Source organism: Bacillus hominis (genome assembly GCF_018332515.1).
Lineage (GTDB): Bacteria > Bacillota > Bacilli > Bacillales > Bacillaceae_G > Bacillus_A > Bacillus_A hominis.
Genome location: NZ_BOQD01000042.1, coordinates 1 through 14686 on the forward strand (window position 1 = coordinate 1; position 14686 = coordinate 14686).

Consider the following 14686-nt stretch of genomic DNA (forward strand, 5'->3'; position numbering starts at 1 on the left):
TAATCAGTGGGGGTTTTGTCCATCCTCCACTGATTATTAGCCTTCACCAATCGGGCATTAACGGGCAGTTATCTCCCACCTAACTTCCTTGCATTCGCTGAATTTTGAGGTGGGAGTCTTACTGCCCGCAAATAGCGGGATAAAGTCAGAAGGTAATTTGTTTTGTAGTACAGGGGGGAGAATTTTGATTAAACCATTAATTGAATTTTGTGTAGGTAACCTTGCAAGTGGTTCACAAGCAGCTTTAGAGAAATTAGAAAAAGATCCTAATTTAGACGTAATGGAATATGGTTGTTTAGGGTATTGTGGTATTTGTTTTGAAGGACCATTTGCACTTGTAAATGGTGAAGTTGTACAAGGTGCGACAGTAGAAGAACTTGTAAATAATGTATATGATTATTTGGATGAAAATCCAATGTTTTAAGGTGTTGCGAATGAGCAGCGCCTTTTTCGTTTTATTTTAGATAAAACGTTATTTCGGAGGGGAGGTTAAGACTATAGATAAATAAAAAAAGGCCCTTTTTAGAAGGGCTTTTTTCTTACACGATTTGTGTAAGAATGGCTCATCGCCAAACGTTGTCAAATATGAGAAACGGGGGACATTCATATTGTGTTCTAAAAGCATGCATTCTATACTTGAAATAACAAATTATTTTTGGAGTGAATAAAAATGAGCCAATTTTCTTTTACAAAAATGCATGGTCTTGGCAATAGTTATATATATGTAAATATGTTTGAAGAACAAATTAGAGAAGAAGATTTAGCTATTGTAGCTGAAAAGGTTTCAAACATTAATACTGGTATTGGGGCAGATGGAATGATTTTAATTTGTCCTTCTGACGTAGCACCAGTGAAAATGCGTATGTTTAATAACGATGGTTCAGAAGGAAAGAGCTGTGGAAATGGTTTACGCTGCGTAGCGAAATATGCGTATGAGCATAAACTAGTAGAAGATACAGTTTTCACAATTGAAACGTTAGCTGGTATTGTTACGGCAGAAGTAACGGTAGAAGATGACAAAGTTACATTAGCGAAAATCGATTTGGGAGCACCTCGTTTAACACGCGAAGAGATACCGATGCTTGGTGAAGGAGAAACACCATTTATTCGTGAAAACTTCTTATACAATAATCACCGTTATGCATTTACAGCTGTTTCAATGGGGAACCCGCATGCGGTTATTTTTGTTAATGATGTAGAGCAAGCACCTCTTACAACACTTGGCCCAGTCCTTGAGACACATGAAATGTTCCCAGAACGAGTAAATGTTGAATTCATCGAGATTTTAAATGAGGAAGAGATGAACTTCCGTGTTTGGGAACGTGGATCTGGTGTAACGCAAGCCTGCGGAACAGGAGCATGTGCTGCAGTTGTAGCTGCCATTTTAAACGGAAAGATGGAACGTGGTAAAGAAATTACAGTTCATTTAGCTGGTGGCGATTTAATGATTGCATGGACAGAAGAAGGAAACGTGTTAATGAAAGGACCAGCAGAAGTAATTTGCCGCGGAGTGTATGAGTACAAGATAGAAGCGTAAAGATGTATAATAGAATGAGAACAGAAAGGATGGTGTATTTCATGATTGAAGTTACAGAACAAGCAGCTTTTCAAATTAAAGATATGTTAAAAGATGCTGAAGATGGAGAGAAGTACGTGCGCCTTGCTGTACACGGCGGCGGATGTAGCGGTCTTTCTTACGGCTTAGGATTTGAAGTAGAACCAAAAGAAGACGACACAGTTCTTGAGTTTTTCGGTGTTGAATTTGTTATCGATAAAGAAAGTGCTCCAATTGTTAAAGGAGTAAAAGTTGATTATAAACAATCAATGCTTGGCGGCGGATTCACAATCGATAATCCAAACGCAATTGCATCATGCGGATGTGGCTCATCTTTCCGTACAGCATCGAATGCTGGTAAGCCGGAAGAGTGCTAAGTTTTTTCATTCCGTTATTCTAAGCGGAAATTGAATGGGTAGGTTGCATATAAAGACCTTCTTAGCGATGAAATCAAATCGTTAGGAAGGTCTTTTCTTTTGCCGTTAAAAAAGAAAAAGAGCATGACAAAGATAGCGAATATATGCAAGAAGAAGGATGAAGAGGATGTATGAAGGTGAAGGCCATATCAAATTGTATAGAACTGACTAGTTCCATATTAATTAAAATAAGCTGATTACTAGAAATTAAAAACTACCGGAGGAATTACAATGAAGTCATTTAAGAAAGTACTGTTATTAGGGATGACGTTGGTTACAGCATCAATATTTGGAGCTTGTTCTAACGATACAGACGTATTAACAAAAGCGGGAGCAAAGCAACAAGTGAAATCGGAAGCGGAAGTACTAAAAGAACAGAAGGAAACGCCTATGACTACGAGCAAACGTGACAGCATTAGATATGAGGATGCTACATCATCACAGAAGCGTTATATTTCTAGCACCGAAGCTAAAGAGATTAAGGAAGGCATGACATATACGGACATTCTTAACGCAATTGACTACGGTGGTGATACTCTAAAATATTATAATAACAATGAAAAACGCGCATTTTATACTGAAAAAGATACGAATGGTACATATGAAATTATGGTGGAATTGAATACGTATGGCTATGTTGTGAATATTGAGCGTACTGAGGTAGATGGCACCGTTACAGATAATGAGCTATCTACTCAAAGTAGTGAAGAGTCGACGAAGGAATCTGCAAAGGGATATGAAGAAAAGAACGATCGTGTGCCGTGGTATAAAGATGTAAATTATGATTCAGCAGAAGTATCTTATAATGACTATTTGAAAATCAAAAAAGGTATGCCTGCGAATGATGTAAAGGCTACGATTGGACAGCCTCGTATGATTGAAAAATATAAATCGTATTCAGTATACGGATATACAGGTTATGGGGGCGAAGGGGCATTACGTGTAATCTTCGAACCGAATGGAACTGTTACGAAGGTAGTTGAAGATGGGTTACCACGATAATAAATTAATTACGGGAACAATTGTAGTAAAGTTGTCGGTGATTTTATAAAGTCTTGGAGAGAGAACCGTGAGTAATCGGAGAGGGCAATGATGAACGAAGATAAGATAACGATAATTATGCTAGCAGTATTAACGATAGCGTTAGTATTTGTTGGAGTTTCATCCAGATTCAATAGCCACATTGTGGATGCTATTGCCGTACTATTCTTATTGGTATCTACCGCAGTAGGCGCAGCGGTTGTAACAGAACGTAGATTGCGCAAAAAGAATGGGAAGTAGCAGTTTTTTTGTACGAGGAGGAGGGGACGCTGGATCGACGATATTTTTGAATTCGTAGGAAGATATGTGATTAAACCTATAATTAGATTTGTAAGTTATCGTGTAATAGATATCATAATAGAGTGCGTAATAGAGGGTGTAATAAGAGGTATAAGAAAATTACGTGATAAGATTCGTGACAAGTGGAAGACGTTATTGGCGTTAATAGATTGTCATGACTAGGCTAGATGAGTGCCAATAACATTTTCAATGAAAAAAACACTGATTAAACTTTTAATTTATTATCTTACAAAAGTGTAATGTTCATGTCATGTTTTTGAATTTCTTCTTTAAGCCCTGAGCTTTAAGATAAGAATATAAGAAAAAACATATGAGGTGAAGGAAATGAAAAGATACATTGCACTGTTTAGTATTTTAGTTGTATTTGCAAGTTTATTAGTTGGCTGTGATTTAAACCGTATGGGTAAAGATGAGTATTACGTTCAAATTACGACTGACGGAATTGAGAAGAATGAAAAAGCTGATAACGGTCAGCCACACAAATCATTCGAGTATAAGTTACCTGCATTTGATAAAGAAGGTAAAGAAAAAGAATTAGAATTTACAGCTGTGAAAAATCTTCGCAAAGAAGCATTCTTACGTGTATTCCACTCAGATAAAAAAGGTGTAACGGCTTGGGAAGAAGTGAAAAAAGATGAGCTTCCTGCGAAAGTGAAAGAAAAATTAGGTGTGAAATAAGACAGATAGAAAAAGGAATTGACGAACAGGGTCAATTCCTTTTTTTATTCTTAAAATCCTCTTCTGAAATGACTTTAAATCCATGTCTTTTAAATAAAGCAGTTGTCACCCCATAACCAGTTTGCTTATTACCGTTAAATTCTCCAGTGTAAATCGTAGAACTACCACAGGATGGACTGCGTTCTTTTAAAATAATATATTCTGGGTTTAAATCTTTTATTTGTTCTAATGCTTTATAAGCACCACGCACGAAAGCCTCCGTGACATCTTCACCATCTTTTGTCATCACTTGCGCTTTTCCGTCTAAAACGTCATCGCCATTCCCACCAATAATTTCAGCTGAGGGACGAGGTGTTGGTAATCCTCCTAATACTTCAGGACAAATGAGGACTGTATCTTCTTGTTGCAGTAGCTCCTCTATTTTTGAAACGAGATTGTCATTTCCATCATACCGACAAGCAATACCACCTAAACAAGCACTTATTACAATCATATTGTCACCTCCAAAAAAATTTAAAATATCACGCCAATTTCTCTTCCTACTTCTTACCTATAAATGAGGTGATAAAAAATGGGAAGCTTATATAATTTAATGAAACCATATAGTGAATTTCGAAGTAAAGAAGAGTTTAATACATACCAAAAACAAGTTTTGAAGTGCTATCGATTTCAACTGAATAAAACTGATTCTATCATTATTCATTTTTTAGGAAAGTATGCGGTGAATGAGAAACAAAAAACAGTGGGAGTTGCTTGTCCGTTAATGGAGACAATTGCTACAAATGTTGGAAAGAGTATTCGTACAGTACGCCGCTCGATTGCAAAGTTAGAGGAACTAGGAATTATAAAGCGTGTTGCGACAAAAGAAAGACATAAGCGTGGGGGATATAGTGCAAACTTATATGTATTTCTTAAATCTGCAATTGACCGCATGGATGACCGTATGAAAATGTCCGCATGTGAAAGTGATGATTGTGCAGATGGCTGTAGTGGAAACGAGCAAAAAAATGAGCGGGAAACAATTCTTTCTAAAAACATTCCACAAATAAAAGAGAAAAGAAAAGTAACGTACGAGCTTGATGAAACGTATTGTCGTCACGATATACCGAAGCCTTTTATATATGCACTGGTGCCGATGACGAGTAATCCGAAAAAGATTAATATATTTTGGAGTAAGGTGGAACTTGCTTATAAAAAGAGCGGATTACTAGAGCAAGGTGTTTTATTAGAGCAAATATTAGCTGACGAAGAAGTGTATGGAAATTTAATTTGGCGCGTAAAAAGTGTTGTGAGAGCGTATAAATATGGGAAAATTCGTAAAGACGTTAGGGCACTTTTGTATAGTACAGTCCGAGATTTATTTTTAGAGGTTGGATTAGAATGGGGAGCAGCTTTGAGAAGGAGTAAGGGGATACCGTTATTTGATCCGTTTAAAAAGGAGCCATGCGTATAATACATGACCCCAAGTAGTTAATCAAACTTTCTTACAACTGGAACACGAATCGCTACAAATAGTACGAAGACGATAACGGCGATTGCACCGCTTTTCATAATCGTTACAATGGGAATGCCTGCCCAAAGTGCAATCGATGTAAATGCATAAGAGAGCGGAATGAATCCCATCGATGAAAGCATGAGTAAACTCATAACGCGTCCCATCATTTCTTCTTTTACTGTTGATTGAATCATTGCCATAAGTGGAACGATCGCCATCGCGATTGTAATACCGTAAAACATTCCAGCTAATATTGCTTGCCAAAGTACAGTGCTAAAGTTGATGGATAGGAAAAATACACCAGAAAGTAGCATCATGATAATACAAAATAGACCACGTCTGCGGTTAATGTTTTTTAATCCGACAATGACAGCTCCTATCGCCATTCCGCCGCCAACAGCCGCTTCTAAGTAACTAAACTGCAGTGAGTCACCGTGCAGAACGTTTTTGACGAAGAGCGGGAAGCCAACTTGCATCGGACCGATTAAAAATAAATTTAGAAAGGCGCTACATAAAAGGAAAGTTGAAAGAAACGGTGATTCTTTTACATATGAAATTCCCTCTTTAATAGAAGTAAACATGCCTTTATCTGTTTCATTTTTTTCGGGTACTGTAAATTGTATTTTTTGAACGAGTATCGCAGCGATAATGAGTAGCAGGATTGTAATTGAAAAAATTGTTTCATAGTTCGTAAATTTAATGAGAATACCGCCAAGTACAGGTCCTAAAATGACAGATGCTTGGTTTGTCATTTGAGTAAGTGAATTTGCTTGTGTTAAACGGCTTTTTTCTACAAGTTCAGGCAGAATAGATCCATCTGCTGACCAGAAGAAAGCGTCAGCAAGTCCGAAGAACAAAGCGAACAAAGCAAATGTATATAGTGTTACATCACCGACGATGAACCAAGTGAGAATTGTTGCGACAAGAATAGCGCGAATAATATTTGAGTAAAACATAATGTTTTTTTTCGGGAATTTATCAGCTAATGCTCCGCCAATAATCATAAAAATGAGCCTTGGAACACTAAGAGCCACGAAAACAATACCGAGTGAAGCCTCAAGGTTTAATGTTTTTGCTATGTACCATGTTTGTGAAAAAGTAAAAAAGGCTAAAGCAAAACTTGAAAAGAGAGTAGCTGCCCAAAGAAAAAGGAAGTTTGTATTTTTTAATAACGGTTTTCCGCTTCCTTCTAAAGCGGATTTATTTTGTTGTAGTTCCTCCATATTGCTTCCTTTCTATGTACCAAATTTAAACTAAAAAACCTATTAACAATCGTTTTATCCCGCTATTTGCGGGCAGTAAAACTCCCACCTCAAAGTTCGGCTGGGGCAAAGAAGTTAGGTGGGAGACCAACTGCCCGTAAACGCCCGATTGGTGAGGGCTGATACTCAGTGGGGATGAACAAAACCCCCACTGAGTATAGTTTCACTTTATACAGTTTCTAATAGTTCTATACTGCACTTTCTCATTGTAGACAATAATAATGAATTTGCACAGTGGCTATTTCACGACAAAAAAAGAAGATACCAAGGGCATCTTCTTTTTAATGTTTTAGGCTAATGCAATATAAATATCCAATTGTACGTTATTTGGATCTAATGCATTTTCGTCATAAAGCTCAAAATCTGTTGTAAAAGCACGCTTGTTTTCTTTTGACCATTGCCAAATATATTCCCAAGCCTCGCACACGACTTCAGACACAGGGCCTTTTCTCGTTGTAAATACCGCATATGTCGCGGCAGGTATTGTTAAAGTTGTCATATTTTCAGGAACGTCTTCTAATGAAGAAACAGGCATGCCAATAGTAAATTGATATGTACCGGTTTCATCCGATTCGTAGTTTGAATAGAAGGCGAATGTTGCTTTTGTTTGTTGATTTGGAATTTGATGCATGATTTGTTCCTGGAAGTAGCGATTCCAAAGCTTTGGAATTTTTCCTTCAGTAGATGCCTCTTTTTCGTTTGTCGTCGTAATAGAGACGCCGATTGCTTGGAAAGCTTCTTTTGTTACTATAATTGGTTCTTTCATTAATAAAACCTCCCTTTATTGGACAAAACATACGTTCTTTTTTTTATTGTAACATATTTTGGAAGGGAGTAGTGTTTTTTATTAAGTTGAAATGTATTTTATTTATGAAAAGGAGGAATTTCGATTAGGAATCTCTAAATGAAAAGAACTCCTTTCATGTAAAAGGAGTTCTTTTCATTTCTATATTAAAACATACTTGAGCTATGCATTGGTTGAAGTTTTGCGTTTGGATCGAAGTAAGCTTTTGCATTATTTACTGCTGTCGGTGCTTCACCAAAGCCGCAAGCAATGAGTTTTACTTTTCCTTCATATGTACAAATGTCACCGGCAGCATAAATGCCAGGAATATTTGTTTCCATTTTTGAATTCACGAGGATGCTGTTTTTCTGTATATCTAAGCCCCAGTTTTTAATTGGACCAAGAGAAGAAACGAAGCCGTAGTTTACGATTACGTCATCAACATCGATGATAACTTTTTCTTCTGTTTTTACGTGCTGAAGAACAACTTGTTCAATAGTGTCATCACCGATGAGTTCAACTGGAACGTAAGGTGTGCTTACTTCTGCACGGGAGTTCATTAAGCTTTCTACGCTATGTTCATGCGCACGGAATTTATCACGGCGATGAACGATTGTAACTTTGTCAGCAATCGGTTCTAACATCATTGTCCAGTCTACCGCTGAGTCGCCGCCACCAAATACTATGACGCGCTTGCCGGCAAATTTATTCATATCATCAACGAAATAATGTAAGTTTTTCTTTTCGTATTTTGCTGTACCTTCTAATTCTAAGCGGCGTGGTTGGAAAGCACCATTGCCAGCAGTGATGATGACTGATTTAGAATAGTGGGTTTGTTTATTCGTAACAAGTTTAAATATACCGTCAGCTTGTTTTTCAAGCGTATCAACAGCTTCTTCTAAGCAAACGGTTGGATCAAATTTCTTCATTTGCTCTTTTAAGTTATCAACTAACTCTTGTGCGCGCACTTTTGGGAATCCAGCTACATCATAAATGTATTTTTCAGGGTAGAGTGCGGATAATTGTCCTCCAAGTTGAGGTAAGCTTTCAATGATTTTTACACTTGCTTGTCTCATACCGCCATAAAATGCTGTGAACAGTCCTGTTGGACCACCACCAATAATCGTTATGTCGTAAACTTTTTGATTTTCTGCCACTTTCATTCCCCCTATAGATGGAATTTTAATATTGATTTCATATATTGTTCATATGTACACGAAAATCCTGCAAATGATGACACTTTCAAATAAATGATAGCATATTTGAGTTCATAATACTTCTGAAACCGACTGAATTGTGTGTAAGTTTTTGCATAGATGCTTTTTAAATTATATAAAATATAGAGAAAGGAAAATACATGAAAAAAAGGCTGAAAAACCCTTGAAAACGCTATTTTATTTTAAAATATCGATAATTCTCTAGGTGCTTGAATTATGGAATAAAACCGACTAATATAGGGAAGTATTATGTTAAATTTCTATGACAAATTCCGTACGATTTTTTGACTGCGTTTTGTTATGATATAGAATGTGATAAATTCCACATTCTTGACAAATAGATTTTTTAGTACTTGGTATTATTTTTCATTACTATTATATAAAGAAAAGGGTTGTGATTCGGTGAAGACTCCAAAAATCGTAGTTTTAGGTGCAGGTTATGGCGGGATGATTACGACTGTTCGTCTGCAAAAAACATTATCTGTAAGTGAAGCTGAAATTACGTTAGTAAACAACAACAGCTATCACTACCAAGCAACTTGGTTACATGAGAGTGCAGCAGGTACATTACAAGATGATAAAATCTGTCTAGATATTCAAGACGTTATCGATACAAATAAAGTGAACTTTGTACAAGATACAGTAGTAGAGATTAAAGCTGCTGAAAAACGTATTATCTTAAAAAATGGTGAATTAGAGTATGATTACTTAGTAATCGGTCTTGGTTTCGAATCAGAAACGTTCGGAATTAAAGGATTAAAAGAGCATGCATTCTCAATCACTAACATTAATGCAACTCGTCAAATTCGTGAGCATATGGAAGAAAAATTCGCTCAATATGCGACTGAAAAACGTGATGAGTTAGTAACAATCGTTGTTGGTGGCGCTGGATTTACTGGTATCGAGTACGTAGGTGAGCTTGCAAACCGTGTTCCTGAACTTTGCAAAGAGTACAATGTTCCACGTGAAAAAGCACGTATTATCTGTGTAGAAGCTGCTCCAACAGCACTTCCAGGTTTCGATCCAGCATTAGTAGAGTACGCTGTAAAACAGCTTGAGAAAAAAGGTGTAGAATTCCGCATCGGTACAGCAATTAAGGAAGCAACTGAAGAAGGTATTATCGTTGCAAACGGTGATGATGCTGAACTTCTTAAATCTGAAACTGTAGTTTGGGCTGCAGGTGTTCGTGGTAACGGTATTGTTGAAGAGTCTGGATTTGAAGCAATGCGCGGACGTATTAAAGTGGATGAGTATATGCACGCTCCGGGTCATGAAGATGTATTCATGGTTGGTGATGCAGCGTTGATCATCAATGAGGAGATTAATCGTCCATACCCACCAACAGCACAGATTGCAATTCAAGAAGGTTATAACATTGCCCACAATTTAACTGTGTTAGTTCGCGGCAAAGGCGAAATGAAAAAGTTCGTATTTGATAATAAAGGATCTGTATGTTCATTAGGTCATGACGATGCAATGGGTGTTGTTATGGGTAAAAAGTTAACAGGTTGGAAAGCTTCATTCATGAAGAAAGTAATCGACAACCGTTACTTATTCTTACTAGGCGGACCTTTATTAGTTCTTAAAAAAGGTAAACTGAAGTTCTTTTAATATATAGTAGAAAAAGCAGAAACGGCTATGAGCTGTTTCTGCTTTTTTCGTATTGAAAATATAGTATAATATATAAAAAAGAAAGAATATTCTGTTCGTTTAGGTAGAGGAGGATGCATCATGGGAAAGCGAGGGAAAGTATGGTTAGCTGTTAGTGGTTTAGTGGCTACAAAAGATGGCAGGTGGCTATTTGTTAAGAAAAAATACAGTGGATTAAAGGGGAAATGGTCTTTACCTGCTGGTTTTGTTAATGAAGGCGAGACTGTTGATGAAGCTGTGAAACGTGAAATTTTGGAAGAGACAGGCATTGTTGCTCATGTAAAGGGGATTATTGGTATTCGCTCAGGTGTTATTCATAATGAAATTAGTGATAATATGATTATTTTTCTTCTAGAGCCAGAGGGAGAAGACGTTATCGTACAGGAAAAAGAATTGTCGGAAGTAGCTTTTTTACATCCAGAAAATATTGCAGATGATCAAAATACTTCTGTACTTATCAAATATTTATTAGAAGGAAGAGCAGAGTCGCATCTTGAAATGGACAAAACATTAAATCCAGGAGAGCAATTTGGTTATACGGCTTATCACGTATTTACGGCGCATGTGAAGGAGAGGGAGAAAGAGTGAGTATACCGGTACTACTTATTTCAATGATGTTATTTTTTATTTTGTTTTTTGGAATTGGGTTTTTACTAAACATGATTTTGCGAGCTACATGGGTAATGGTTATTGTGTATCCGATTATTTGTATGCTTATTATTAATAAAGCGAGTATATGGGACTATTTTTCAAAACCAAAAGAAACATTTTCTTCATTTGGGACAAGTGTATCGCATTTAGGACAAGCAGATGTATTTATTCTATCTACTGGATTAGTAGGTGCTGCTTTAGCAGGAATTATAATTAAGAAACTTCGGAAAAGTGGATATCAAATGTTTTAATCTCCAATCAATTTGGAGATTATTTTTTTGCATATTCCTTCATCGTATAGGGAATGATTAACGATGAAGGAGTGTGGAATATAAAAATGTTAAAACGATATTGTATTCGCATTATGATGACTTGTTTACTTGCATTCGCATTATGCGTAACATGGAAGGCTTTCACAGGAGTTTCTTTATTAGAGATTATAAAATCATATGAAGAAACAAGTGCAAAAGAAGTACATGCAGCAGAAATTGAGAAAAAAGTTGCTCCGAGTAAAGAAGTGATAAATGCTTTAGAACAGGCAAATGACTGGTCTAAATATCGTGTTATAGAAATGACTGCAACTGGTTATACATCAGGGATAGAGTCAACTGGAAAGAGGCCGGGGCATCCAGAGTATGGCATTACATATTCAGGTGTTAAAGCAAAAAGGGATTTATATTCCACAATCGCTGCTGACTTGCGCGTATTCCCGCTGGGGACAATTCTATTCGTGCCAGGTTACGGATATGGTGTTGTAGCTGATAAGGGCGGTGCTATAAAAGGAAATCGTCTCGATTTATATTATGATACGGTGAAAGATGTTTATAGCCAATGGGGTAAGAAAAAAGTAAATGTGTATGTAGTGAAAATAGGAAATGGTAAGTTTTCGGAAGAAGAGTTAACGATGTTAAATCAAGACGAAACGATGCAAGTGTTTCGTGGACAATATTTAAAACAAAGATAGTCTAGTGGTAATCACGCTAGGCTTTTTTTCTTGTCTTATTTCATCGTGTTAGAAATTACAGGAAGCTCCCCCTGACTATAATCTCACTGTATAAGAGGTAATAGAAGTTAGAATTGTCGCATTTTATCGAAAATAAAGTTATAATAGAGGTAGAGAAATTTAGGGGGTCTGAACATGTTTCAAGTACAAAAAGAATTAGCAAGTCATGAAGCGGTAATTGTTGCTTTATTTGAAGAAGAAAAAATGAGTAGTTTTGTACAAGAACTGGACAAAGCGTTTGAAGGACAATTACAAGCTTTATTAGAAGAAAAGGAACTTTCTACGAAGAAAAAAGCCATTTCAAAAGTACATAGCTTAGGAAAAACAAATGTGAAGCGTTATTACTTTGTTGGTTTAGGTAAGAAAGAGTCTTACACGACAGAAACGTTACGTGCGGCTCTTGGTAAGGCGTTTAAAACATTACAAGCAGCAAAAGTACAAGATGCAGCAATCTTACTTGATTCTTTCGTGACAGATAAATTAGATGCGATTGATGTAGCTCATATTGCGGCAGAAGTACAAGGTCTTGGTACATATGAATTACAAACGTATAAAACAGATAAAAAGGATCGTGTAGAGTTAGAGAAGTTTACGGCTATTACAGCGGAAGATGCACAAGAAATTGAAGCTGCATTAACAGTAGGATACGTACATGGACGTGCAACAAATTCAGCTCGTACGCTTGTAAATATGCCGCCAAACGTATTAACAGCGACGAAGCTTGCTGAGTATGCAGTTGAATTAGCGGAAAAATACGATATGGATTATAAGGTTCTTGAGAAAGAAGAGATGGAAGATCTTGGTATGGGTGCATTACTTGCAGTAAACCAAGGATCTACAGAGCCACCTAAAATGATCGCTCTTATTTATAAAGGAAAAGAAGAGTGGAAAGATGTAATTGGATTTGTTGGAAAAGGGATTACATATGATACAGGCGGCTATTCTTTAAAACCACGTGAAGGCATGGTTGGTATGAAAGGTGATATGGGCGGCGCTGCAGCTGTTCTTGGCGCGATGGAGATCATCGGTGAACTTCGCCCTGAGCAAAATGTAATTGCTGTTATTCCATCAACTGACAACGTTGTAAGTGGTACAGCATTTAAGCCGGATGATGTTATTACATCTATGAGCGGAAAAACAATTGAAGTATTAAATACAGATGCAGAAGGTCGCCTAGCGTTAGCTGACGGTATTACGTATGCGAAAAAACTTGGTGCAAACTACCTTATTGATGTTGCAACATTAACAGGCGGTGTAATTGTTGCACTTGGAAATCATACAACAGGTGCAATGACAAATAATGAAGAATTGTTTGAACAAGTGTTAGAGGCTTCTATGGAAACGGATGAGCCAATTTGGCAATTGCCGATTTTTGAACGCGATAAAGAACGTGTCAAAAACAGTAAATTTGCTGATTTAAATAACTCACCAGGCCGTGAAGGACATGCGGTTATGGCTGGGACATTCCTTGGTGAATTTGCAGAAGAAACACCATGGGTACACTTAGACATCGCTGGAACATCTGAAACAACAGGCGCGCATGATTTAGGGCCATCTGGAGCAACAGGTGCAATGGTTCGTACACTTGCAACACTTGTTGAACGTTTTGGAGAAGAATAATTTTTGAAAAAAGGCTGTCTCAAATTTTTTTGGAGGCAGCCTTTTCTTATTGATATGGTATGACTATTGTCAATCTTTGTCGGTAAGTCGATATCCCTTGTCGAAACGTCGATATATTTGGAGTTACGATTGATATAATTTCATTTACTATTTTACTGTTCCAAAAGGTGTTACATAGTGAAAGATTCATCTTATAAGGAAATCGTATATAACGTCCCACTTAAAGCGAATGAAGTACGTCCTGTTTCCTCAGAGACAACTAATATAAGTGAATCGCTTTTCTCTGATAAGCCAATTGCAGCCCTGTGACGTGTTCCTAGCTCAGGATTAATTTCTGTACTTTTTGTTAGTGGAAGAATATTAGCTGCTGAGACAATATGATTATTTTTAATGAGAACGGCTCCGTCATGAAGAGGATTCCCTGGATAAAAAATTGATTCAAGTAGTGGCGCGGTTAAGTGTGCGTTTAATGTCGTTCCAGTTTGAATGAAAGAATCAAGAGAGTCACTTCGTTCCACAATAATAAGAGCACCGTGTTTTCGAGCGCTTAAATGTTGGACAGCTGTAGTGATGAAATGTGAACTTTCCGTATAAGGTGATAAATATGCTTGAATATAATATGTAGCTGCTAACGTCTGTACATTCGTTAACATATGATGAATATCTTCCATTTTACATAAAATACATTCATCTTCTTTATCGATCGCATGCCTCATGTTTGATAATTCTTTTTCAGCAATTTCAATCATCTGCTTTGTTTTTATTTTGAGCTCTTCTGACAAGCCCCATTCTTGCATAATCCTCATTCCCTTTGGTGGAGTATTTAACCATAGTGTATACAAATATTTATAGTAAAATCCTGCTAGATTTTAAAAAATATTGAGATGCAGGTTGTTTTTTTCATATAATGAAGGTACGACAGGCGAGAGGAGATGGAAGTATGAATTGGAAACAAGAATTTAGTCGCTGGCTTTCATATGCAGAATTAGACGCAGAATTAAAAGAACAGCTAGA

At 36.9% G+C, this 14686-nt stretch carries 18 protein-coding genes and 1 pseudogene; 14 read left to right on the forward strand and 5 right to left on the reverse strand.

Features of this window, described 5'->3' with window-relative positions; all coding sequences use genetic code 11:
• Window positions 1-184: 184 nt before the first annotated feature.
• The 7 genes from KI356_RS05870 (at window position 185) to KI356_RS05895 (ending at window position 3990) form a co-directional block, all read left to right on the forward strand.
• Window positions 185-424, forward strand: coding sequence for a YuzB family protein (locus tag KI356_RS05870; RefSeq protein ID WP_000595025.1), 240 nt, complete (start codon window positions 185-187; stop codon window positions 422-424).
• Between the two features lie 246 nt (window positions 425-670).
• Complete coding sequence (dapF, locus tag KI356_RS05875) at window positions 671-1537, forward strand: diaminopimelate epimerase (protein WP_212935038.1); 867 nt, start codon at window positions 671-673, stop codon at window positions 1535-1537.
• A gap of 41 nt (window positions 1538-1578) precedes the next feature.
• Window positions 1579-1932 (forward strand): HesB/IscA family protein, encoded by a 354-nt coding sequence (locus KI356_RS05880; RefSeq protein WP_000573823.1) that lies wholly within the window; start codon window positions 1579-1581, stop codon window positions 1930-1932.
• Between the two features lie 270 nt (window positions 1933-2202).
• Window positions 2203-2973: a hypothetical protein gene (locus KI356_RS05885; RefSeq protein ID WP_212935039.1), complete on the forward strand. Its 771-nt coding sequence runs from the start codon at window positions 2203-2205 to the stop codon at window positions 2971-2973.
• 87 nt (window positions 2974-3060) lie between these two features.
• Window positions 3061-3252 carry a hypothetical protein gene (locus tag KI356_RS05890; RefSeq protein WP_002124298.1) on the forward strand — a complete coding sequence of 64 codons (192 nt, stop codon included), beginning with the start codon at window positions 3061-3063 and terminating at the stop codon, window positions 3250-3252.
• 33 nt (window positions 3253-3285) lie between these two features.
• On the forward strand, window positions 3286-3474 hold the full coding sequence (locus KI356_RS28680) for a hypothetical protein (RefSeq protein WP_128281996.1): 189 nt from the start codon (window positions 3286-3288) through the stop codon (window positions 3472-3474).
• A 162-nt stretch (window positions 3475-3636) separates the two neighbouring features.
• Window positions 3637-3990 (forward strand): YxeA family protein, encoded by a 354-nt coding sequence (locus KI356_RS05895; RefSeq protein WP_070140082.1) that lies wholly within the window; start codon window positions 3637-3639, stop codon window positions 3988-3990.
• Window positions 3991-4021: 31 nt separating this feature from the next.
• Here the strand turns inward: KI356_RS05895 and KI356_RS05900 are convergent, their stop codons facing one another.
• Window positions 4022-4483 carry a 2-thiouracil desulfurase family protein gene (locus tag KI356_RS05900; RefSeq protein ID WP_128281972.1) on the reverse strand — a complete coding sequence of 154 codons (462 nt, stop codon included), beginning with the start codon at window positions 4481-4483 and terminating at the stop codon, window positions 4022-4024.
• Between the two features lie 78 nt (window positions 4484-4561).
• Between KI356_RS05900 and KI356_RS05905 the strand changes: the two genes are divergently transcribed.
• Window positions 4562-5443: a helix-turn-helix domain-containing protein gene (locus tag KI356_RS05905; RefSeq protein WP_212935040.1), complete on the forward strand. Its 882-nt coding sequence runs from the start codon at window positions 4562-4564 to the stop codon at window positions 5441-5443.
• Window positions 5444-5460: 17 nt separating this feature from the next.
• Here the strand turns inward: KI356_RS05905 and KI356_RS05910 are convergent, their stop codons facing one another.
• The 3 genes from KI356_RS05910 to KI356_RS05920 form a co-directional block, all read right to left on the reverse strand.
• The gene (locus KI356_RS05910) at window positions 5461-6708 is read right to left on the reverse strand and encodes an MFS transporter (RefSeq protein ID WP_128281974.1); all 1248 of its coding nucleotides are present in this window, start codon (window positions 6706-6708) and stop codon (window positions 5461-5463) included.
• A gap of 328 nt (window positions 6709-7036) precedes the next feature.
• Window positions 7037-7513 carry a GyrI-like domain-containing protein gene (locus KI356_RS05915; protein WP_128281975.1) on the reverse strand — a complete coding sequence of 159 codons (477 nt, stop codon included), beginning with the start codon at window positions 7511-7513 and terminating at the stop codon, window positions 7037-7039.
• Between the two features lie 185 nt (window positions 7514-7698).
• Entirely contained in the window at window positions 7699-8688 is a 990-nt protein-coding gene (locus KI356_RS05920; protein ID WP_002124387.1) for an NAD(P)/FAD-dependent oxidoreductase, read from the reverse strand.
• A gap of 462 nt (window positions 8689-9150) precedes the next feature.
• On the opposite strand from KI356_RS05920, the gene KI356_RS05925 reads away from it, so the two are divergent.
• The 5 genes from KI356_RS05925 to pepA all read left to right on the forward strand — a co-directional run bounded on the left by KI356_RS05925 (window position 9151) and on the right by pepA (window position 13672).
• Window positions 9151-10359, forward strand: a complete 1209-nt coding sequence (locus KI356_RS05925; RefSeq protein WP_033712455.1) for an NAD(P)/FAD-dependent oxidoreductase — start codon at window positions 9151-9153, stop codon at window positions 10357-10359.
• 120 nt (window positions 10360-10479) lie between these two features.
• Complete coding sequence (locus KI356_RS05930) at window positions 10480-10986, forward strand: NUDIX hydrolase (protein WP_128281976.1); 507 nt, start codon at window positions 10480-10482, stop codon at window positions 10984-10986.
• Complete coding sequence (locus tag KI356_RS05935; RefSeq protein WP_002124392.1) at window positions 10983-11300, forward strand: YuiB family protein; 318 nt, start codon at window positions 10983-10985, stop codon at window positions 11298-11300. Before KI356_RS05930 ends, KI356_RS05935 begins: the two co-directional genes overlap by 4 nt.
• 86 nt (window positions 11301-11386) lie before the next feature.
• Window positions 11387-12013 (forward strand): 3D domain-containing protein, encoded by a 627-nt coding sequence (locus KI356_RS05940; RefSeq protein WP_002124394.1) that lies wholly within the window; start codon window positions 11387-11389, stop codon window positions 12011-12013.
• A gap of 174 nt (window positions 12014-12187) precedes the next feature.
• Complete coding sequence (gene pepA / locus KI356_RS05945; protein ID WP_212935041.1) at window positions 12188-13672, forward strand: cytosol aminopeptidase; 1485 nt, start codon at window positions 12188-12190, stop codon at window positions 13670-13672.
• Window positions 13673-13863: 191 nt separating this feature from the next.
• On the opposite strand, the gene cdaS is transcribed toward pepA, so the two are convergent.
• A complete protein-coding gene (cdaS, locus tag KI356_RS05950) occupies window positions 13864-14469 on the reverse strand; it encodes a sporulation-specific diadenylate cyclase CdaS (protein ID WP_088060353.1) in 606 nt (201 codons plus the stop codon).
• Window positions 14470-14612: 143 nt separating this feature from the next.
• On the opposite strand from cdaS, the pseudogene KI356_RS28685 reads away from it, so the two are divergent.
• Window positions 14613-14686, forward strand: a pseudogene (locus KI356_RS28685) (ribbon-helix-helix protein, CopG family); the annotation flags it as partial.